The organism is Pantoea sp. NGS-ED-1003, assembly GCF_000738765.1.
In the GTDB taxonomy this organism is placed as follows: domain Bacteria; phylum Pseudomonadota; class Gammaproteobacteria; order Enterobacterales; family Enterobacteriaceae; genus Pantoea; species Pantoea septica.
This window is the reverse complement of the sequence record NZ_JPQA01000002.1, coordinates 184,493-204,854: the sequence shown is the minus strand read 5'-3', so window position 1 is coordinate 204,854 and position 20,362 is coordinate 184,493. Positions and strand designations below refer to the sequence as shown.

Annotated in this window: 17 protein-coding genes; 9 read left to right on the top strand and 8 right to left on the bottom strand. The window is 55.3% G+C overall.

Annotation, left to right across the window (positions count from 1 at the left end):
- Positions 1 to 114 precede the first annotated feature (114 nt).
- From JS46_RS04375 to JS46_RS04350, 6 genes are all read left to right on the top strand, one after another.
- A complete protein-coding gene (locus JS46_RS04375) occupies positions 115 to 1,857 on the top strand; it encodes an IucA/IucC family siderophore biosynthesis protein (RefSeq protein WP_033748419.1) in 1,743 nt (580 codons plus the stop codon).
- On the top strand, positions 1,857 to 2,804 hold the full coding sequence (locus JS46_RS04370; protein WP_033748418.1) for a GNAT family N-acetyltransferase: 948 nt from the start codon (positions 1,857 to 1,859) through the stop codon (positions 2,802 to 2,804). The genes JS46_RS04375 and JS46_RS04370 overlap by 1 nt, the downstream gene beginning before the upstream one ends.
- A complete protein-coding gene (gene iucC / locus JS46_RS04365; protein WP_033748416.1) occupies positions 2,801 to 4,528 on the top strand; it encodes an IucA/IucC family siderophore biosynthesis protein in 1,728 nt (575 codons plus the stop codon). Before JS46_RS04370 ends, iucC begins: the two co-directional genes overlap by 4 nt.
- Positions 4,525 to 5,850, top strand: a complete 1,326-nt coding sequence (locus tag JS46_RS04360) for a lysine N(6)-hydroxylase/L-ornithine N(5)-oxygenase family protein (protein ID WP_033748414.1) — start codon at positions 4,525 to 4,527, stop codon at positions 5,848 to 5,850. The genes iucC and JS46_RS04360 overlap by 4 nt, the downstream gene beginning before the upstream one ends.
- Positions 5,851 to 5,875: 25 nt before the next feature.
- Positions 5,876 to 8,065: a TonB-dependent siderophore receptor gene (locus JS46_RS04355; protein WP_033748412.1), complete on the top strand. Its 2,190-nt coding sequence runs from the start codon at positions 5,876 to 5,878 to the stop codon at positions 8,063 to 8,065.
- 181 nt (positions 8,066 to 8,246) lie between these two features.
- The gene (locus tag JS46_RS04350) at positions 8,247 to 8,543 is read left to right on the top strand and encodes a hypothetical protein (protein ID WP_033748410.1); all 297 of its coding nucleotides are present in this window, start codon (positions 8,247 to 8,249) and stop codon (positions 8,541 to 8,543) included.
- A gap of 350 nt (positions 8,544 to 8,893) precedes the next feature.
- On the opposite strand, the gene JS46_RS24425 is transcribed toward JS46_RS04350, so the two are convergent.
- The 4 genes from JS46_RS24425 to JS46_RS04340 all read right to left on the bottom strand — a co-directional run bounded on the left by JS46_RS24425 (position 8,894) and on the right by JS46_RS04340 (position 12,962).
- Positions 8,894 to 9,397, bottom strand: coding sequence for an ATP-binding protein (locus JS46_RS24425; RefSeq protein WP_200879017.1), 504 nt, complete (start codon positions 9,395 to 9,397; stop codon positions 8,894 to 8,896).
- Positions 9,394 to 10,641 (bottom strand): ATP-binding protein, encoded by a 1,248-nt coding sequence (locus tag JS46_RS22825; RefSeq protein WP_200879016.1) that lies wholly within the window; start codon positions 10,639 to 10,641, stop codon positions 9,394 to 9,396. The genes JS46_RS24425 and JS46_RS22825 overlap by 4 nt, the downstream gene beginning before the upstream one ends.
- Positions 10,638 to 11,675, bottom strand: coding sequence for an SIR2 family protein (locus JS46_RS23225; protein ID WP_072010390.1), 1,038 nt, complete (start codon positions 11,673 to 11,675; stop codon positions 10,638 to 10,640). The genes JS46_RS22825 and JS46_RS23225 overlap by 4 nt, the downstream gene beginning before the upstream one ends.
- 540 nt (positions 11,676 to 12,215) lie before the next feature.
- Positions 12,216 to 12,962: an SDR family oxidoreductase gene (locus JS46_RS04340; RefSeq protein ID WP_033748409.1), complete on the bottom strand. Its 747-nt coding sequence runs from the start codon at positions 12,960 to 12,962 to the stop codon at positions 12,216 to 12,218.
- A gap of 98 nt (positions 12,963 to 13,060) precedes the next feature.
- On the opposite strand from JS46_RS04340, the gene JS46_RS04335 reads away from it, so the two are divergent.
- Both JS46_RS04335 and JS46_RS04330 read left to right on the top strand, forming a co-directional pair.
- Entirely contained in the window at positions 13,061 to 13,948 is an 888-nt protein-coding gene (locus JS46_RS04335) for an AraC family transcriptional regulator (protein ID WP_033748408.1), read from the top strand.
- Between the two features lie 470 nt (positions 13,949 to 14,418).
- Positions 14,419 to 15,474, top strand: a complete 1,056-nt coding sequence (locus JS46_RS04330; RefSeq protein ID WP_033748407.1) for an acyltransferase — start codon at positions 14,419 to 14,421, stop codon at positions 15,472 to 15,474.
- Positions 15,475 to 15,567: 93 nt separating this feature from the next.
- Here JS46_RS04330 and JS46_RS04325 read toward each other — a convergent pair whose 3' ends face one another.
- On the bottom strand, positions 15,568 to 16,062 hold the full coding sequence (locus JS46_RS04325; RefSeq protein WP_033748404.1) for an anti-virulence regulator CigR family protein: 495 nt from the start codon (positions 16,060 to 16,062) through the stop codon (positions 15,568 to 15,570).
- A 266-nt stretch (positions 16,063 to 16,328) separates the two neighbouring features.
- On the opposite strand from JS46_RS04325, the gene JS46_RS04320 reads away from it, so the two are divergent.
- Complete coding sequence (locus JS46_RS04320; RefSeq protein ID WP_033749067.1) at positions 16,329 to 17,069, top strand: GntR family transcriptional regulator; 741 nt, start codon at positions 16,329 to 16,331, stop codon at positions 17,067 to 17,069.
- Here JS46_RS04320 and JS46_RS04315 read toward each other — a convergent pair.
- Genes JS46_RS04315 through JS46_RS04305 form a run of 3 tightly spaced genes read right to left on the bottom strand, consistent with a single transcriptional unit; the run spans position 17,056 to position 20,337 of the window.
- The gene (locus tag JS46_RS04315; protein ID WP_033748403.1) at positions 17,056 to 18,036 is read right to left on the bottom strand and encodes a PfkB family carbohydrate kinase; all 981 of its coding nucleotides are present in this window, start codon (positions 18,034 to 18,036) and stop codon (positions 17,056 to 17,058) included. The genes JS46_RS04320 and JS46_RS04315 overlap by 14 nt on opposite strands.
- Positions 18,023 to 19,051 carry an ADP-ribosylglycohydrolase family protein gene (locus tag JS46_RS04310; RefSeq protein WP_033748401.1) on the bottom strand — a complete coding sequence of 343 codons (1,029 nt, stop codon included), beginning with the start codon at positions 19,049 to 19,051 and terminating at the stop codon, positions 18,023 to 18,025. The genes JS46_RS04315 and JS46_RS04310 overlap by 14 nt, the downstream gene beginning before the upstream one ends.
- A gap of 11 nt (positions 19,052 to 19,062) precedes the next feature.
- Positions 19,063 to 20,337, bottom strand: coding sequence for a nucleoside permease (locus tag JS46_RS04305; RefSeq protein WP_033748399.1), 1,275 nt, complete (start codon positions 20,335 to 20,337; stop codon positions 19,063 to 19,065).
- Positions 20,338 to 20,362 lie beyond the last annotated feature (25 nt).

Genomic DNA, 20,362 nt, shown 5'->3' with positions numbered 1-20,362 from the left:
AACAGGGATATACAGTTCATTAGATGTATGCAAATATTGCAAAAATGATTGCCTTTGTAAATTAAATAATTATCATAACGATAATCATTATCAGTTAAGAAGTGAGATTATCTTATGGATGGCTTTTCTCAAACGGCTGGCGTTGACGTGGCGGCGCAGTGCTTTCTCAATGCACTTTTTCGGGAAACGCGCGACTGGAAATATGTTGCCGAGGCTGCGCCCGGCCAGAGGCAGCATATTGACCTGCCCCTTTCGTCATCGCAGGCGATCCGCCTGCCGCTGCGCTACTTCTCTCCTACTCAGCACCATCAGTATCAGTTTCCCGCGCGGCTCATCAGCCCGGATTCGCCTGAGGGCGAAGCCATCAGCTTTGCAACCCTGGTAGCGCTAATCCTGGCAAAACCGGCTATTCGCGCAGAACTCAGCAGCGACGTCATCGAGCGTTTCCAGCAGCGCGTCGGCGAAAGCCATGCCAATACCTGGCAGGCGATCAATGTGCGTCATCGCTGGCCTGAGCTACGCAACAAACCGCTTTCGTTTGCTGAGGCCGAGCAGGCGCTGCTGGTGGGGCACGCATTCCACCCAGCCCCGAAATCGCACGAGCCTTTTGATGAAGCAGAAGCGCGCCGCTATCTGCCTGAGTTTGCCTCTGACTTCCCGCTGCACTGGCTTGCTGTCGATAGCGAGTATGTGGCGGGCGAAAGCCTTGGCCTGTCGTTGCGCGCCCGTCTGCTGCGTTTTGCCGCGCAGAGCGCGCCCGCGCTGCTGAGCCAGTTTACCGACCAGCGCTGGCTGATCCCGATGCATCCGTGGCAGGCACGCTATCTGCTGTCGCAGGCGTGGTGCCAGCAGCTGGTCGCCAGCGGCGCGCTGGCGGACTTAGGGGAATGCGGCAGCGCCTGGCTGCCTACCAGCTCGTCGCGTTCGCTCTACTCGCCCGCCAGCAGCGACATGATCAAATTCTCGCTGAGCGTGCGTCTGACTAATTCGGTGCGGACCCTGTCGGTGAAAGAGGTGAAGCGCGGTATGCGCCTGGCGCGTCTCGCCCAGACCCCGCGCTGGCAGTCGTTGCAGATGGACTATCCCACTATGCGCGTGATGCAGGAGGATGGCTGGGCCGGGTTGCGCGCCGCTGATGGCGCGATCCAGGAAGAGAGCCTGATGGCGTTTCGCGTCAACAGCCTCTTCGATACCCCGGCAACCCAGACCAACGTGCTGGTCAGCCTGACGCAGGCCGCGCCAGACGGCGGCGACAGCCTGCTGGCGGCAGCGGTAAGAAGAGTGAGCGTTCGGCTCGGGCTGACGCTTGCCCAGGCGGCGCAGTGCTGGCTGAACGCCTACTGCGATCGCGTACTGCTGCCGCTGTTCGGCACCGAGGCCAATTACGGCCTGGTGCTGCTGGCGCATCAGCAAAACATTCTGGTGGAGATGCAGCAGGATCTGCCGGTCGGCCTGCTCTACCGCGACTGCCAGGGCAGCGGCTTCACGGAAAACGCGGCCGACTGGCTGGCGCAGATTGACGAAGCGGATGCGGAAAACCGCTTTAGTCGCGAGCAGGTGCTGCGCTACTTCCCCTATTACCTGCTGGTCAACTCCACGCTGGCGGTCACCGCCGCGCTGGGCGCCGAAGGCTTCGAGACCGAAGAGCGCCTGATGGCGCAGGTGCGCGACCGGCTGGCGGCGTTGCGCAGTCGCGTCAGCGATACCCGCAGCCTTGATTACGTGCTCGACAGCCGACACTGGAACTGTAAAGGCAATTTCAACTGCTATCTCTACGACCACAACGAAAACACCATCGCCGATCCGGCGGTGATCTACTTCGATTTCCAGAATCCGTTCTACAGGGAGAAGCCGTGATGCCAAACGCGCATATCGTACATGGCGACACCGGTTTCCGCTGTGCGCTGACCGGACAGCCGTTGCCGCTCATGCTCGGGCTGGACAACAGCGCCGCGCTGCAGTTTATAGCGGCGATACCGGAAGGCTGGCTTGCCGAGGCGATCGATCAGCTGCTGGTAGCCGCACCGCACCTGAGCGGCGTTCATCTCCCCTGGGCGCAGTGGCAGCATGAGCCGCAGGCGCAGGCGCTGTTCGCGGCGGTCGACGGCGACTACATTTCCCGCGAAACCTTCTGGCAGCTGCCGATCTGGCGCCGCGGCGAACGCCCGACGGCCAGCGGCAAAATGCAGTTCGACGATGAGCGTCAGCTCTTCTATCCCGTGCGTCCGGCCAGGCCGGAAGGCGAAATCTATCGCCGCTACGATCCGCAGATCAAGCGGACGCTCAGCTTTCGCGTCGCCGACGTGGCGGAGGACGCCGCGCGCTTTACGCGCTGGATGAACGCGCCCCGCGTCAACGCCTTCTGGGAAATGGCGGCGCCGCAGCCGGAGCTGGAAAACTACCTGCGCAAGCAGCTCGACTCCGCATATTGCATTCCGGTGATTGGCTGCTTTGACGACCAGCCGTTCGGCTATTTCGAAATTTACTGGGCGGCGGAAGATCGCATCGGCCGTCACTACCGCTGGCAGCCTTACGATCGCGGTTTGCACATGCTGGTGGGCGAAGAGGCGTGGCGCGGCGCGCACTTTATTCGCAGCTGGCTGCGCGGACTGACGCACTATCTGTTTCTCGACGAGCCCCGTACGCAGCGCATCGTCGCTGAACCGCGCTACGACAATCAGCGTCTGTTCCGCCATCTGCCGGTTGCCGGCTATCACCCCCTCAAGGAGTTCGATTTCCCCCACAAACGCTCTCGCCTGGTGATGAGCGAGCGCCACCGCTTCTTTACGGAGGTGGGGTTATGATGTGGGAGCGCGTCAACCGCGAGATGATCGCCAAAATTCTCGCCGAGCTAGAGTATGAGCAGGCGCTGCGCGCTATAGAGCGGTCAGCTGGCCGCTGGGAAATCATCGTGGGCTCAGCGCGCTGGGAATTTGCCGCCAGCCGCGGCATCTGGGGCTGGCTGCATATCGATCCCGCCTCTCTCAGCGGCGGGCCGCTGGAGGCTGACGCGCTGCTGCGTCAGCTGGCCGTGGCGCTGGAGATGAGCGATGCCCAGACGGCCGAGCATCTTGAAGATCTTTACGCCACGCTGCGCGGCGATCTGCAGCTGCTGGAAGCGCGCCGCTCGCTGAGCGCCGACGATCTGATCGCGCTCAATGCGGATGAGCTGCAGTGCCTGCTCAGCGGACATCCCAAGTTCATCTTCAACAAAGGGCGGCGCGGCTGGGGGCTGGATGCGCTGCGCACCTATGCGCCGGAGTACCGCAACCGGTTTCAGCTGCACTGGGTCGCGGTGCGCCGGGATAAGCTGGTCTGGAGCCATGAAGAGGCGTGCGACATCTCTACCCTGCTTGCCAGCGCCATGGATGACGCCGAGCTGACGCGTTTTCACCAGCACTGGCAGTCAGTCGGACTCGACGACAGCTGGATGGCGCTGCCCGTTCATCCCTGGCAGTGGCAGCAAAAAATCGCGATTCACTTTCTGCCGCAGCTGGCGCGCGGCGAGATAGTCGAGCTGGGCGCCTTCGGCGACCGCTATCTGGCGCAGCAGTCGCTGCGCACCCTGACTAATGTCAGCCGCGCTGCGCGATTCGACATCAAACTGCCGCTGACCATCTATAACACCTCCTGCTATCGCGGCATTCCCGGCAAGTATATCGCCGCCGGGCCGCTCGCCTCCGGCTGGTTAACGCGACAGTTCGCGCAGGATGAGACGCTGCGCGCCACCGGCGCCCGGATTCTGGCGGAGCCGGCCGCAGGCTACCTGTCTCACGAAGGCTACGCCGCGCTGCCGCAGGCGCCCTATCGCTACCAGGAGATGCTCGGCGTGATCTGGCGCGAAAGCCCCGGCTGCTACTTGCAGGCAGGCGAACAGGCGGTGCTGATGGCCGCGCTGATGGAAACCGACAACGCCGGACGCCCGCTGATTGACGCCTGGATTAAGGCTTCGGGGCTGGATGCGGCAAGCTGGCTGAGCCGCATGTTCGACGTGGTGGTGATCCCCTTCTATCACCTGATGTGTCGCTACGGCGTGGCGCTTATCGCGCACGGTCAGAACGTCACGCTGGTGATGAAGGACCATATTCCGCAGCGCATTCTGCTGAAGGATTTTCAGGGCGATATGCGCCTTGTCGATCGCGATTTCCCGGAGGCGGCGTCGCTGCCCGCCGCGGTGAAAGAGGTCACCGCGCGCCTGAGCGCCGACTACCTTATTCACGATCTGCAGACCGGGCACTTTGTCACCGTGCTGCGTTTTATCTCCCGTCTGACACTGCAGTCGGGCATCGACGAACGCCATTTTTATCGCCTTCTCGCCAGCGTGCTGCAGCGCTATATGGCGCAACACCCGGCAATGGCCGATCGCTTCGCCCTGTTCGATCTCTTCAAACCTCAGATCATCCGCGTCGTGCTTAATCCGGTAAAGCTGAGGTTCTCAGAGCACGACGGCGGCAGCCGAATGCTGCCCAACTACCTTACCGATCTCGATAACCCTCTCTATCTGGTGACCCAGGAGTCTGCAAAATGAAGCCTTATGATTTCATTGGCATAGGCATCGGCCCGTTCAACCTCAGCGTCGCCGCGCTGGCGGAAGGACTGGACGGTTTTAGCTCGCTGTTTCTTGAGCGCAAACCCGACTTCGCCTGGCATCCCGGCATGATGGTGCCGGACTGCGCAATGCAAACCAGCTTTCTTAAAGACCTGGTGAGCGCGGTCGAGCCGACCAACCGCTATAGCTTTGTCAACTATCTGGTGCAGCAAAAGAAATTCTACCGTTTTCTCACCACCGAGCAGCGCACGGTCTCCAGGGAGGAGTTTTCCGACTACCTGGCCTGGGTGGCGAAGCGGCTGAGCAATCTGGCCTTTAACCAGCCGGTCACCCGCGTGACCTTTAACGACGCGACGCGTCTGTTCACGGTTGAAACCGCGCATGACTGTTTCCAGGCACGCCATGTCTGTCTCGGCATTGGAAAGCAGGCCCGGCTGCCGGCGTGCGTCACCGAACAAAGCGATCGCTGCTTTCACGCCAGCGAAATGATGCTGCGTCGGCCGGACCTGCACGGCAAGCGCGTTACCATCGTCGGTGGTGGCCAGAGCGGCGCCGACCTGTTTCTCAATATCTTCCGCGGCGAATGGGGCCAGCCCGCAGCCCTGAACTGGGTGTCGCGCAGGAATAACTTCAACGCGCTGGATGAAGCCGCCTTCGCCAACGAGTACTTCACGCCGGAGTACCTGGAAAGCTTCTCGACGCTGGACGAAAGCGCGCGCCAGCAGATGCTGAACGAGCAGAAGATGACCTCAGACGGCATCACCAGCGAGTCGCTTCTCGCCATCTATCGGGCGATGTATCACCGCTTTGAGGTGCTGCGCGAGCAGCCCTGGGCGCGCCTGATGCCGTCGCGCTCGGTGATCTCGCTCGATAAGGCGCAGGAGGCGCAGCAGCTGAGGCTGCGTCACCATCTCGATCGCGGCGAAGAGCAGCTGACGACCGACGTGGTGATTTTCGCCACCGGCTACCGCTCGGCGCGTCCCGCTTTTCTGGCGCCTGTTGCGCATCGCCTGCAGCTCGATCGCGACGAAAATTTCCAGATCAACACCGACTTCACCCTTAACTGGGACGGACCGGAAAGCAACAGCCTTTTTGCCGTCAATGCCGGGATGCAGCGTCTGGGCATTGCGGAACCCCAGCTCAGCCTGATGGCCTGGCGCGCCGCCCGCATTCTTAACCGTGCGCACCCGGCAGAGCCGTTCGAGCTGAGCACCACCCCTGGCGTGATCCAGTGGCGCACGCAGCAGCCGGAAAATCACGATCGGGATCCTCAACACACCGTTAATACAGTTCAGTTTTGAACACGCCATCGGAAAAAAATAAAAAATGAAACAGCCGTATCTGTGGGTTTTAAATCCTTGTTTACTCGCGATGCTCTCTTCCGGCGCTTGGGCCGAAGAGATAAAAGAGGATCAAATGGTGGTCTCCGCCAGCCGCTCGCACCGCAGCGTGGCGGAAATGGCGCAAACCACCTGGATTATCGAGCAGGATGAAATTGAGCAGCAGGTTCAGGGTGGCAAGGAGTTAAAAGAGGTGCTGGCGCAGCTCATTCCCGGCATGGACGTTAGCAGTCAGGGACGCACCAACTACGGTATGAACATGCGCGGTCGCTCGATGATGGTGATGGTGGACGGCGTTCGCCTTAACTCGTCACGCAGCGACAGCCGCCAGCTGGACGCGATCGATCCGTTCAATATCGAGCGTATCGAGGTGATTTCAGGCGCGACCTCGCTCTATGGCGGCGGCAGTACCGGCGGCTTAATTAATATCGTCACTAAAAAAGGCCAGCCGGGCACGCAGGCGGAGCTGCAAACCGGCGTCAAAAGCGGGTTCAACAGCCATAACGATCATGATGAGAACGTCGCGGCGGCGGTGAGCGGCGGCGACGACAAGGCCTCGGGTCGCCTGTCGGTTGCTTATCAGCGCTACGGCGGCTGGTACGACGGCAAAGGCAACGAGGCGATCATCGACAATACCCAAACCGGGCTGCAGTATTCCGATCGTCTGGATGTGATGGGCACGGGCACGCTCAATATCGATGAGAACCAGCAGCTGCAGCTCACCACGCAGTACTTCAAGAGCGAATCGGACGGCAAGCACGGCCTCTATCTGGGCGAGAATTTCTCGGCGGTAACCGGCTCCGGCAGCGCCTATAACTCAGGCAATCTCGACTCCGACCGCCTGCCCGGCACCGAACGCCATCTGATCAATGTGCAGTACTCCAATACCGACTTTTTCGGCCAGGATCTGGTGGCGCAGGTTTACTATCGCGACGAGAGCCTGACCTTCTATCCTTTCCCTACCCTTACCCGCAACCGCGTCTCCAGTATCGGCGCCTCGCAGCAAAAGACCGATTTCTATGGCGGCAAACTGACCCTCAACAGCCAGCCGCTCGATGCCCTGACGCTGACTTACGGCGTTGACGCCGACCATGAGACCTTTGACGCCAATCAGCAGTTTTTTGACCTGAATACCGCGGCGCAAAGCGGCGGCATGACGCTAAAAAACGCCTATAACGTCGGGCGCTATCCAGGCTATAGCATCACCAATCTCGCGCCGTTCCTGCAGTCGAGCTACGACATCGACGCCATCACGCTGAGCGGCGGCGTGCGGTATCAGTATACGAAAAACAAAGTGGACGACTTTGTCGGCTATGCGCAGCAGCAGGCAATCGCCACCGGCCAGGCCAACTCGGCGGATGCGGTGCCGGGCGGCTCGACCGATTACAATAACCTGCTCTTCAATGCCGGCATTCTGGGTCGTCTGACCGAGCGCCAGCAGGTCTGGTTTAACTTCTCGCAGGGCTTTGAGATCCCCGATCTGGCCAAATATTACGGCTCCGGCACCTATCGCCTGGCGAACGGGCACTACAACCTCACCAACAGCGTTAACGTCAATGATTCGAAGCTCGATGGGATTAAAGTCGATTCTTACGAGCTCGGCTGGCGCTATACCGGTGATAACCTGCGCACCCAGCTGGCGGCTTACTATTCGCTGTCGGATAAAACTATCAGTATCAATAAAACCGATATGACGATTAACCTGGATGACGATAAGCGCCGCATCTATGGCGTGGAAGGCCAGGTTGATTACTTCTTTAACGACAGCGAATGGAGCACCGGCTCTAACTTCAACGTCATTAAATCTGAAACGCGCGTCGAGGGTAAATGGGAGAAGCTGACCATCGACAGCGCCAGCCCGTCCAAAGTCAGCGCCTGGCTGAACTGGGCGCCTGGCGACTGGAACCTGCGCGTGCAGAGCACGCAAACCTTTGACGTTTCCGATGCGGACGGCAAGAAAATCAACGGCTATAACACCGTTGACCTGCTGGGAAGCTATGCGCTGCCGGTCGGCAAACTCAGCTTCAGCGTGGAGAACCTGCTGGATAAAGATTACACCACGGTGTGGGGGCAGCGGGCGCCGGGGCTCTATAGCCCGACCTACGGCGACGCAGCGCTTTATACCTATAAGGGGCGCGGACGGACCTTTGGGCTGAACTACTCGGTGCTGTTCTGAGGTTAAATGGGCATCTGCTCTGAGGGATGCCCGAAAGCGAATTGACTCTGCGCGTAAGCCTCTGCCTGTAGTACGGACCAGCGGCTTACGCCTTTTCTTTTTTAAATAGAGAGCAAGAAACTGGCAAAACCGTCAAACTAAAGTAAACTTAAATTTCTATCCACAGTTAAGGGCGATTCCCATGCCAGTATATGACATCTCAATTGAACTCCGTGGGAAAGTAAACGCGGCTGAAGAGTACAGGCGCCTGCGCAATGCCATGAACGACAATGGATTCCGGCACAGCATCGCTGACGACAGTGATAAAACTTACTGGCTCCCCAGAGATATATTTACCTATCAGGGAGATATCTCTAAACAAGAGCTGATGGATGCCGTCTACCATCTGTTAACCGAATTTGTACCTGCACCAGGCGTGATGGTGACAGAGTCGGTCGGCCGCTGCTGGCGCGGTCTCAGAGAAATCGAGGATTTTTAGGCGTTACAGATCGGAGATAACTTGCACAGAACTTTAAGATATCTTAATATTTAATATCTCATCCGTCGCTGAACTTCTCGGTGCTAGTCTGAGGTTAAACAGGCATATGCGTTGGCAGATGCCTGTTTTTTAGAGGGATCCCGAACAATATGGACACTTCTTTTTCAAGAAGACTTTGCATTTTCGAGCGGCGCTTATCGCTTGCTGAGAGTTATATCTGACAAGCATGCCCGCTTTGTGCCAGAAGCGGACGCTAATAATTTCAAATGCGATGGCTAAAAAAACAAATAATGGATATTAAGAGTGAAAACATTAACTCAAGAAGAAACCCCTATATATAATTAATTATTTTAGGGGTTTATACGAGATTGGCTACGCAAACATTCAACTGCAGCCTCGAGTAACTCTTCATTAGGCATAATTGAGCCCCACTCTCTCCAAAAATCTCGTGTTGCACTATTTGGCTTAACTTGTGGCTGATCAAGTTTAATTCGGGTTGGAAGAAGAACTGCATCACCTAATAGAAGGGCCTCTCCGGTATCGAGAAGAGGAAGCATTGAGGTTAAGCCCACCAAGGAATCAGGCATTAGTCTCTTGATAACATTTTGATCGCTATCGTTAGTAAGTCGAAGAGCTAAGAAGTTATTGCATTGGGAGAGTATAGTTTTGCTAACGTCAGATGGCCTTTGGCTTACTACAAGCAGTGAGAATCCGTACTTTCTTCCTTCTTTTGAAATTCGCTCAAAAGACCACAGAGCTTGTCTTTGAACTGCATCTGCATTGTCTTTCACTGGCAGATAAAGGTGAGCTTCATCACAAAGTAAGGTGATTGGCGTACGTGAGTCAGCGTTCATCCAGAATTGTACGTCATAAGCAAGCGGGCTAATGTTCCTGTAACAATAGGGAGCACATCCGCAGGGACCTCAGAAAAATCCACAACTTTGACACCATTACCAGAATCAGCGCGCAACAATTTTATAATTTGCTTGGCAAGCCAGCCGTAATCAAGCGCATCTGACGGTGGTGAAAACATAAAGCCATAACGGCGATCATCAAGTTTGGATTCAAGCCGCGATATAAAGCGCGTTAGTTTGTCTTCCCATTCGCCTTTAATCGCAGCACCACCTTTTCCCACCCCTTTTGTTGTGTTATCAGTTTTCAAACAGGTAATTAAGTCAGAAATAGCATATGGGATTGGGGAATCTACTGTAAATGTCTCCTTAACTTTAGTTTTTTTTGAGAAATCAAGAGATTTCCCTTTCAAAGCACGGACATGGAGAGTGAAACGTGATGCCTGGTTTGGAGCGTTTTGATCGCTGCGATCCAGAATCATTGAAAGCATCTCATCTCGATTTAAAAGCCAGTATGGCAGAAATAGTGCATCGTCTTTAGGAGAGGAAAGGTCTCCAGGGCCTGCGATACGGAAACGCTGTGCAAAACCACCTTTACTTTTGTCTGTTAGAGGGGCGTATTCGCCGTGCATATCAAAAACAATGATATTAGGAAATTTTAGCTTAGCTGCACGCTCAAGAATAAGTGCCACCGCCCAGCTCTTGCCAGAACCAGTGCTTCCAAGAATGGCTGCATGCCGCTGGAAAAATTTATCCCCATTCGCGATGGCTACAGCGCTTTGGTCGGCCACAAAAGTTCCAAGCTTTAATCGCTCCTCGTCGGATAATCCTGCTCCTAAAATGCCCATAAAACGCTGCAGATTATTGCCTTCGATTACAAAGCAGTCACGATCTATTTGCGGAAAGCTGTCAGCGCCGCGTTTAAAAATGTTGGATTTTTCTCCATCTACAGTTCTGTAAGTACCTACGATAAAAGCTTGCATGTGATCTGATGGTGAAATGGTGAGCATACCAAGTTCATTGGCTTCAGGATCAGGGAGCTCTTCACGGAGAGAACGAGTAACTCGGTCAATTACTCCAATCAAGTATTCCGACTGGAGAGCGCCCTTGATAGCAATAAGTTGGCCAATACCTATATGGGTCAACATCTCAGAATTAGTGACGTCAACGGCTACGCGGCTTGTGTCAACTCCTGCCACTCTGCCTATTTGATCGTTATCTGTAAAAACGAGCGCAGGAATAGTCATGCTGATAATACCCCTTTAACAAATCCGTCTAGATCCCAGTAATCAATACCAGGGTAAAAAACCTCTATTCCATCTATGATAAAGCAAGCGCCTACGACACCATCTTTTTTGTGAAACTCCGCAGCAATAACATTTTTGTTATTGATGGCAATTTCTCTTGCTTTAGGAGAGAGAGCAAAAGTTAAAATTACTGTTTTTACACCTGATTTAATACGGGGTGTAAGATGCGTTTCCAAATGGTCATCATTGAAACCATACCCAATGATGAGAAATCGGCGTGCCTTATCGATTGCGTCATTTGCCTTCTCCCTATGTTTGTCGAATGGACTTTCATACCCGCTCCTAAATTTGTTTAATCCTGGAGTAATGATAAGACGAGGGAATGGTAATGACCCAGCATAGCGGACTGGATTACCTTCTCGATGATACCAGTCAAGGCTACCATGTGGCTTAAAAATATTAACTTTCGTCGCAAATTTATAACGAACATTTCTGCCAACTAATTGAACATTGCGACAAAAACTCCAGTTACTAGCATGTGGATCAAAACGTGCTGCAAAATGACCACTGAACATAGTATCGACTGCCAGTCCAGCTTCTTCACATGCCAACTCGACAAGACGATCATAATTTGTCGTCACAATTGGTATACCTGCATCAGGCTTAAGCAAATGTGGAAGTAACTTAGTAAGGCGAAGCTTTCTCGTATTACTAAATACTTCAGATATAATGCTTTTTTCGGCATTGTCAATGAAATCGGCAGTACACTTAACAATAGCTGCTTCGAGAGATTGTGTAGGAGCCTGCTTCAATAAAGCTGCTTCTAATCCCTCCGTAGTAATGGAAGGAGCTATGCTGTGCCAAAGCTTAATATCATCTTGAGAAATAATGGCAGGGATATGGGTAATAAGATGGTCACTAAGGCCGCCCATCCCTGGAACTCCTTCAGCACAAGACAAACCAGAACCAACAATTAATACGAGCCCATCACTAAGATGAGCTTGTAGCTGTTTTTTTAAAGCTCTAAGCTCCATTGTGCCCCTGCCTCCATAGGTATAGCTCTAAGCCAAAGGAGGTAGTTTTGATAGCCTCCAGTATGAAAAATCAATTTTCAGGACAATTCTGATTTTCTTTTATAAGAATTCATATCACGAAATTAAGTTTTTCGCACTAAAGTATTGTGATTTTTATGACTTTAATCATTACTCAAACTGAAGAGTGACGACATCGTAAAGACTACTTTTCATTCACCGTGAAGCCCTAAGCTCAGCAGCAAGCTGGCTGACTACGACCCTCCAGCACTGTCTCATCAAAGAAACTCAAATAACCTATTCAGAAAGGCGCGTACGGCGGGACTTAATCGGCGCCTTTTAGGGCAGAGAAGGAGCGGGTTATGTCGCGCTGCGGCACATTCAGCCAGCACCGTCACCAGCGCTCCCCGCTTTTATCATGACGCCGCCCTGACTTGATGCCATGCCAATGCCTGCACCAGCGGCGAAGGTTGCCAGCAGGTAGACCCTGATGAAATGGCGAGCTGCCACTGACAGGAAGAGTGGCAGTCGCAACGCGCAGGATTAGCCTACTTCATGCATCAGCGCCACCGCATCCTCTCCCGCAGGAATACGCATCGGCGCACTGGGATCGGTGGCGGCACGCCATATCGCTTCCGCAACGTCAATCGCTTTGGTGGTGGGTTGCGGCTGCTGCATTCCGCTAAACACGCTATCCAGCAGCGGCTGATAGGGTTCAGGCTGGGTGTTTTCCATGCGCGACCTGGCGTTTTTGCCGAAATCCGTGGTTGGCGCCAGGCCCGGCAGAACCAGACGCACGTTGATGTTGAAAGGCTGTAACTCTAGCGCCAGCGATTCGGTAAAAGCGTTCACCGCTGCCTTACTCGCCGTATAAACAGCCAGCAAGGGCAGAGATTTAAGCGTCACGGTAGAGGTGACGTTAATCACCCTGCCGCTTTGTCTCGCGCGAAACTGAGGCAGTACAGCCTGCGTCATCGCGATAGTGCCGAGCGTATTGGTTTCGAATACCTCGCGCACCGTGGACATCTCCATACCTTCCAGCGCGGCGAGCACACCTATTCCGGCGTTGTTCACCAGAACATCAATCTCGCCCGCTTCTGCGATAGCCTGCCTGATGCTCTCCTCGTTGCTGACATCCAGCGGCAGCAGACGCAGATTATCGGCATCCGGAAACAGATCGGCTCGGGGATTACGCATGGTGGCGATCACGTTCCAGCCGCGTTCAAGAAAATAACGCGCCGTTTCATGGCCAAAGCCTGAAGAACATCCGGTGATTAAGATCGTTTTCACAATTTACTCCTGCTGGTGTTGGGGTAGGCGATTACTATATAGTCAGCTTTATGTACGCACTATAATGCACAGTCCAGCATTCATTCGCAGGAGTCCAGATGATCGATCCCTTAGCTGAAATCGTCTCGCTGCTACAACCGCAAGCGGCGTTCTCTAAGCGCGTGTGCGCCAACGGCCGCTGGCGGGTACAGCGCAACGAAACCGGTCAGCCGTTCTATTGCCTGCTGCTGGAAGGCCGCAGTCAGCTCACCCTGAAAGGAAACCCGCCGATCACCCTGGAGCCCGGGGACTTTGTGCTCATCCCCGCCGCGCTGGAATTTTCTATGAGCAGCGTCGAACCGCCCGCAGCCGATGCGTCGGATACCCTGCCGCAAATGCTCGCCCCTGGGGAATTCTGGATAGGCGATCCAGAACAATCCGCCGACGTGCAAACCCTGATTGGCTATTGCCACTTCGACGCGCCCGATGCTGGGCTGATTGTCTCGCTGCTGCCGCAGGTCATTCATGTTCGCGGTGAATCGCGGCTGACTCTGCTGGTGCAGCTGGTGATGGACGAATGCCGCGCGCAACGTTCGGCGCGCGATATCGTCCTGGAACGATTGCTGGAGCTGTTATTGATCGAAGCGTTACGATCGATATTGCTCGGTAGCGCATGCCCCGGCGTAATGAGTGGTCTGGCTGATGAACGCGTGGCAGCGGCGATCCGTGCCATTCACGCCAGGCCAGAGCATAGCTGGACGGGCGCCGAACTGGCGAAAGCAGCAGCGCTGTCGCGTTCCGCATTCTTTGTACGCTTCCGTGAAACGGTGGGCATGGCGCCGATGGATTATTTGCTGACCTGGCGAATGGCGCTGGCGAAAAAACTGCTACGCGGGAAAAATATGGCGGTATTCGAAGTGGCCGAGCGCGTCGGCTATCGCTCAGCCAGCGCTTTTAGCGTTGCATTTACCCGCTATACCGGTATTGCGCCCGTAAAATATGGATAACTTATAAGTCTGCTAATTATTCTATAAGCCTGCTAAGTATTTTGCTTACAAAGAATAAAAGCGAAAGGTAAAGAGAAAATTCCTCCCAATGGCGTGTCACCCTCTCCTCTTGATAATAAATTTGTAATGTAGATGAATTTGGCATATAGCCCCAGGCCAGGAGAGCGTCAGGATGACTATGGTTAACGTCAGAAGACAACGGAGGCTGGACTTAATTCGCTTTTAAAAAAAGCAGGTTCCTGAAAACCAGCCGAATGATATTTTGCGCTTTTTGCTCACGGCAGACCTGTCGTCAGCGATAATATTACCGCCATAACGGCTCAGAGCATTGCCCTGTTAATTCCTCACAGCCACCAGTTCGCGCTTATTTTATACGCAGTTTTCCAGGATAATTCTGGTTGAGTGTAAATCTACGTCAGTGTTAATTTAGCCTTAACACTTTGCACCATTTTTCTTTACTAAGGGAATATATGCACGCACGTATTACGCATCTCGATGGCATGCGCGGTTTAGCCATCCTGATGGTCATTGCTTATCATGCCTATGCGCGATGGCCAGAACTATTACCTTACGTGGCGACGACGCAACATATTCCGCTGCTGGCATTCGGCTGGGTAGGCGTGCAGCTATTTTTTATGATCTCCGGTTTTGTCATTTTTATGACGCTGGATAAATCGCGTAGTTATAAACACTTCCTGAAAAAACGCTGGCTGCGCCTGTTTCCGGCGATGCTGATCGCCAGTCTGCTGCTCTATATCGCTGGCGGATTTTTTACCGAATCGTCAGTGATTACCACAGAAAGCAGGAATCTCATTCCCGGCCTGATATTTGTCAATCCAGAAACCCTGACGCAATTTACCGGCGTTGAATTCAGCTCCATGGCGGGCTCGTTCTGGTCATTATATGTCGAAGCGTTGTTTTACCTGATTATCGGCGCCGTCTATTTCACCATCGGACGAAAATATTGCCTGCCGGCGCTGCTCGTGCCGATGTTATTACTTTCGGCATCGTCGGTACTGAAATCACTTGGCCATCCCTTATTGATTGATGTTATTTCAAAATTCGGCTTTATCCATTACGCCTGGTTTATGGTGGGTTGTCTGGTTTATGAACGCTTACACGGGCGCGATAAAGGCTATCACTATCTCCTGGTATTACTGGGGCTGCTGATTAACTTCAGCTACTACGTTAAACACGACGGCGTTATTTCAGTGGTACCATTATTAATGGTGATGCTCTTTTTTATCGCCAGCTTTTATTCAAAACAGATGGAGCGCTGGCTTTCGGTGCGCTTTTTCACCGCCATTGGCTTTGTCAGTTACGCGCTCTATCTGATCCATGAAAATCTGATGATCGCCATGATGATCAAGCTAAATATTTATATCAAGAGTGAAGCGGTGATGATAGCGCTGCCGGTGGTAGTGGTCAGCGTGCTCTATTATATCGCCTGGCTCATCAGCAAATATGCCGAGCCGGCGCTGCGGAATGCGTTAGGCAATGTCGTTGACAAACCTGTCAGGGCGTAAGATAGCCTCTTTTCAATGCTGACTGCGTTAGCGTTTCCAGCTCGCCTGGAAGCGCTAACGTCATAGCATGATGTAAACTTCTACTCTATATCATTAGTCGAACACGCCGTTGATAACGGCCGTCACGATAGCTGTACTTAAGGCGATAAGCACCAAATTATCACCGACGGCTCGCCACTCGTAGCCAGGATAATAGGGAAGCTCATTAATCATCGATGCTGGCAAACTTTTTTTGGCGATCCCCGGAGGCAAGGGTTTTCCACGGGCGACCTTTTTGGCTATCCCTGGGGGCAGCGACTGATAACCGACCAGGCCATAACTGACGGCAAGAGCACGCGCACGTGAGAAGTTGATATCAGAGTCGACACGGTCTGGTCGTCCGTGGCTTTTGCGATTACCCTGCCCTTTGTTTCCATGATCTCCATGTTTTCCGCTGTTGCCATGGTTACCATTATTGCCGTGATTGCCGTTGCCGTTGCCGTTGCCGTTGCCGTTGCCGTTGCCAGGGTTTGCATACACCGGCGCAGCAAGCACGGCGAAAGATATAACCACCGCAAAGGCTGCTTTGAGAGTGCGATGCTTAATCATGATTATGTCCTGATATTATTGAATAGACGCCTGAAATATAAGATGAGGCAGTCACCTTAACAATCGCCTGTTTTCTTAAATCAGATCCACCTCATGAGTTGAGTAAAAACATCTTCTCTAACGGTCAGACAGCGCAATTCATTATTCACTTTTTCTCGCAGGGAAAGGCTCCAACATTCCCTCTGCAAACGATGGCGCTTCGCCGCCGCCGAAAATTCAGTATCATAGCCCATCCGCCGCTTACTGAAATGGGTGCCCAGCCTGTTATGACCGATCACGACGCGCTATTTTCGCGGCTTACCGCCACGCTGGCGCAAGAGAGCCGCACGCCGCTGTACAAACGCTTCGCCAGCACCGTTAAAGAGGCGGTGCGCGACGGCACTCTGGTGCATGAAGAGATCCTGCCGGGCGAACGGGAGTTCAGCCAGTCGCTGAATATTTCGCGTATCACCGTGCGTAAGGCGATGGATGAGCTGGAAAAAGAGGGCGTGGTGTTTCGCTCGCGCGGATACGGCACGCAAATTTGCTGCCAGCTTGAATACTCCCTAAAAGAGCCTAAAGGCCTGTCGCAGCAGGCGGTATTGCGTGGCAAAAAGCCCGATACCGTCTGGATCAACAAAAGTAAGATCGCTTGCAGCGCGGACATCGCGGAAAAACTGGGACTGAACACCGGCAGCGATGTTTATCTGCTGAAGCGTATTCGCTATGTCGATCAGCAGGCGGTTTCCGTCGAAGAGTCGTGGGTGCCGGCGCGCTATATCGCCGACCCCGATAAGATTGGCATTTCACTCTATGACTACTTTTACCAGCAGCAGATTTTGCCGGTGAAGTCGCAGAGCAGAGTAAGCGCACGCATGCCGGACGAGGCGCTGCAACAGCAAATCGCCCTGCCCGCCACCGTGCCCGTGCTGGTCATTAAGCAGCTGACGCTCGACGCGCAGGGCAATCCGCTGGAGTACAGCATCAGCTATTGCCGCAGCGATATGTACGTATTTATCGCGGAGTAAGGCGCTGCTGCCAGTAAGCGCGCAGTGCCGTGCGATCCGGCGCGCAGTCGCCGCCGCGCCGTGAGACCACGTAAGAGGCGACCGCATTGCCCAGCGCCACGCTCTCCGCTAGCGACCAGCCGGACGCGAGCCCCGCTAACAGCCCGCCGGCGTGGCTGTCGCCTGCGCCGATAGTATCGACGACCTGGGTCGCCAGCGCCGGGATCCAGCCCGTACCGGCGTCGTCGATAAAGCCCGCCCCTTCGCTATCCAGCCGTACCACCATCGCGCCGCTAAAACGCTGCCGCCAGCGCGCCATCAGCTGCTGCGCGTCGAAAGGCGCCAAGAGAGACAAACGCTCGCGCCATAACAGCTCAGCCTCCTGTCGGTTAACGGTAATCAGCGGCCGCAGCGCCATAATGCGGTCAAAATGCGCCTCGCCGATATCCGCCAGCCGCGGGCCAAAATCGATCAGCAGCTGGAAGGGCTGCGCCTGCCGCTCCAGCCAGTCGATCAGCACCTCACCGCTTTTGCTGGTGAGCTGATAGCCGGAGAGATAAATCCAGCGGTGTTCAGGCTGCGGCAGCGTGCTCAGCAGCGCCGTATCCCACAGGTTCTCGACGCCGCTCACCGATAAAAAGGTGCGTTCGCCGTCCGGCTCCACCAGCGCCAGGCACCAGCCGTTATCCCCTTTGGCGCTTTCCAGCACGCTGTGAATGCCGTAGTCAGCGAGTTTCTGCCGCACGATACTGGCCCAGATGCCGTTGCCAAGCGGCAGCGCGTTGATTGCCGGGATGCCGAGGCGATGCAGCGCAATCGCCACGTTGAGGGCGCAGCCGCCAACGTTGACGCCCTGCTGATGCAGTTCGATATCGCTGCCGCGATGCGGCAGCGTGTAGGCATCGGCAATCACATCTACCACCGCCGCGCCGATGACGCACACCGGCAGCCGTCCCTCCAGCCGCGCCAGATCGTCAGGCGTCAGCATAGGCGGCCTCGCGCTGCTGGCGGAAGCGCAGGAAAGCGCGGCTGTAGTGGGTGAAATCCAGCGCGTTGGCGGCGTCCAGCTCGGCCTTCAGCGTCTCGTCAATCGCGTCGATGCCGTGCAGCGCGCCGCAAATCGCCACCGCCATCGCGCCGATGGTGTCGGTGTCGCCGCCCAGGTTGGCGCACAGGATCGCGCAGCGGTTCGGGTTGGTCTGCGCCAGCTCGACCATGGCGATGGCCGCCGGCACGGATTCTATGGTGTTGGTGCCGGTGCCCACCACATCGTAGATCTGCTGCATAGCGGATTCCACGCCTCGGCTCTGTGATACAACCTGCAGCGCCAGCTCGATACGCGCCGCCATCGACGCGCTAAAGGTGGTGATGCGTTTCTCCTGCGCCGCGCGGGCGATGGCCGGCAGTTCGTCACGAATCGTCGCCCAGTCGCCGCCGTCGATGGCGCGCGAAACCGCCCAGGCGATGGCCGTGGCGCCGGCGATCGCTACATCCGACTTATGCGTCGGGCTCGATGCCAGCGCGACGGCGTCGATAAAGGCGCTGAGATGGCGCGCGGGCAGCAGGCAGCCCAGCGGCGAGACGCGCATGGCGGCGCCGTTGGTCATGCCGTTGTTCTCCAGCTGCGCTACCGGCGTGCCGTTTTTCAGCGCATTCAGCGCGATTTTGGATGTCGGCCCCAGGACGTTTTTGTTGAAGGCGTCGAAGGCTTCTGCCCAGCGCAGGATATTGGCGCCAATGGTTTCAGCATTAATTTCGCCGTCATGGCTGATAATCGCATCCGCCAGCGCCAGCGCCATCGAGGTATCGTCAGTGAACGCCGCGCGGCCGAAATAACAGGCGGCGCTGTTCTCGGCGGGCCCCGGCAAAAAGCGATCGATCCAGCCAAAGTGGTGCTTAATGCGGCTGCGCGGCCACAGCTCCGACGGCATGCCCATCGCATCGCCCAGCGCCTGGCCGTAAAACGCGCCTAAAATCCGTTTTTCCTGGTTGGTTATCGTCATGTTTACATCTCTTATTTATGGCTGTCAGCGGTGGCTGAATGGTCGAAAGTGGTTAGTTCGTCGCTGCGCTTTTTGCCGTCGCGGAACAGTACGATAAAGGCGACGGTGATAATGACGATCATCACGCTGCCGAACAGCCACATGCCTGCCCAGTTAAAGGTCTGGCCGTTGCGCGGCTGGTCATAGGCGAACATCTCCTGCATCAGATAACCGCCGAGTCGGTAGCCCAGCAGGCTGCCGACCCCCTGACACGCCAGCGTAATCAGTCCCTGCGCCGCGTTACGCATCGCCACCGGCGCTTTCTTATCGACATAGATATAGGCGGTGATGAAGTAGAAGTCATAGCTGACGCCGTGCAGCAGAATGCCCATAAACAGCAGGCCGAAGGTCAGGAGGTTCTGATCGCTGCCGAAGATAAAGAACAGGTAGCGCAGCGCCGCCGTCGTCAGGCCGAGCAGGAGAACCTTGCCGATGCCGAAGCGTTTGATAAAAAAGGGCAGCGCCAGCAGGAAGAAAATTTCCGACACCTGGCCAAGCGTCATCCAGCCCGTGGCGTGCGGCAGACCGACTTCGGTCAGGTAGCCTTCGGCAAAGATGTAGTAAAACGCCAGCGGCATGCTGAACAGAAAGGAGCAGACAAAAAACACCAGAAAGCTGCGATCTTTCAGCAAGTGCAGCGCATCCAGCCCCAGCGCGACGCGCAGGCTAAATTTCGCCGTGCTTTTCGGTTCGGTGGCGGGCAGCGTCAGCGCGAACAGACCGAGCAGCAGCGAACTGGCGGCGGTGATCAGCAGCGGAACATTGCTGGCGGAGATATCGCCGAAGCCGAACAGCGGCGGCAGAAAACCGCAGGCGATGCCGGAGGCGATCCAGCCGATAGTGCCCATCACGCGGATGCGTGGATAGTCGCGCTCAACATCCCCGACGTGGGAAAAAGCGATGCTGTTGGTCAGGGCGATAGTCGGCATGTAGGTGAGCGCATAGAGCAGCAGCAGCGGAAAGAAGCCGCTGAAATGGGTTTGCTGCGCGGCGAAAAACATCAGTAGCGCGCCGACAATGGTCAGCAGCGACAGCACCTTTTGCGCCTGGAAAAAGCGATCCGCCAGCGATCCCACCAGGATCGGCGACAGAATGGCGGCGATAGAGGTACAGGCGTAGCACCAGGCGATCTCAACCGGTGAAAAGCCGTTTTTGCTGAGAAAGGCCCACAGCGGCACGAACCATGCGCCCCATATGAACCACTCAAGGAACATCATAAAAGCCAGTTTTGGTATTGTTGTTTTCATTGGAAAGGACTCCCCGGTGTTGGTA

Coding starts and splice junctions, on each gene's coding strand:
- JS46_RS04375 (WP_033748419.1), top strand. CDS start 115: ATGGATGGCTTTTCTCAAACGGCTGGCGTTGACGTGGCGGCGCAGTGC.
- JS46_RS04370 (WP_033748418.1), top strand. CDS start 1,857: ATGCCAAACGCGCATATCGTACATGGCGACACCGGTTTCCGCTGTGCG.
- iucC (WP_033748416.1), top strand. CDS start 2,801: ATGATGTGGGAGCGCGTCAACCGCGAGATGATCGCCAAAATTCTCGCC.
- JS46_RS04360 (WP_033748414.1), top strand. CDS start 4,525: ATGAAGCCTTATGATTTCATTGGCATAGGCATCGGCCCGTTCAACCTC.
- JS46_RS04355 (WP_033748412.1), top strand. CDS start 5,876: ATGAAACAGCCGTATCTGTGGGTTTTAAATCCTTGTTTACTCGCGATG.
- JS46_RS04350 (WP_033748410.1), top strand. CDS start 8,247: ATGCCAGTATATGACATCTCAATTGAACTCCGTGGGAAAGTAAACGCG.
- JS46_RS24425 (WP_200879017.1), bottom strand. CDS start 9,397: ATGAACGCTGACTCACGTACGCCAATCACCTTACTTTGTGATGAAGCT.
- JS46_RS22825 (WP_200879016.1), bottom strand. CDS start 10,641: ATGACTATTCCTGCGCTCGTTTTTACAGATAACGATCAAATAGGCAGA.
- JS46_RS23225 (WP_072010390.1), bottom strand. CDS start 11,675: ATGGAGCTTAGAGCTTTAAAAAAACAGCTACAAGCTCATCTTAGTGAT.
- JS46_RS04335 (WP_033748408.1), top strand. CDS start 13,061: ATGATCGATCCCTTAGCTGAAATCGTCTCGCTGCTACAACCGCAAGCG.
- JS46_RS04330 (WP_033748407.1), top strand. CDS start 14,419: ATGCACGCACGTATTACGCATCTCGATGGCATGCGCGGTTTAGCCATC.
- JS46_RS04325 (WP_033748404.1), bottom strand. CDS start 16,062: ATGATTAAGCATCGCACTCTCAAAGCAGCCTTTGCGGTGGTTATATCT.
- JS46_RS04320 (WP_033749067.1), top strand. CDS start 16,329: ATGACCGATCACGACGCGCTATTTTCGCGGCTTACCGCCACGCTGGCG.
- JS46_RS04315 (WP_033748403.1), bottom strand. CDS start 18,036: ATGCTGACGCCTGACGATCTGGCGCGGCTGGAGGGACGGCTGCCGGTG.
- JS46_RS04310 (WP_033748401.1), bottom strand. CDS start 19,051: ATGACGATAACCAACCAGGAAAAACGGATTTTAGGCGCGTTTTACGGC.
- JS46_RS04305 (WP_033748399.1), bottom strand. CDS start 20,337: ATGAAAACAACAATACCAAAACTGGCTTTTATGATGTTCCTTGAGTGG.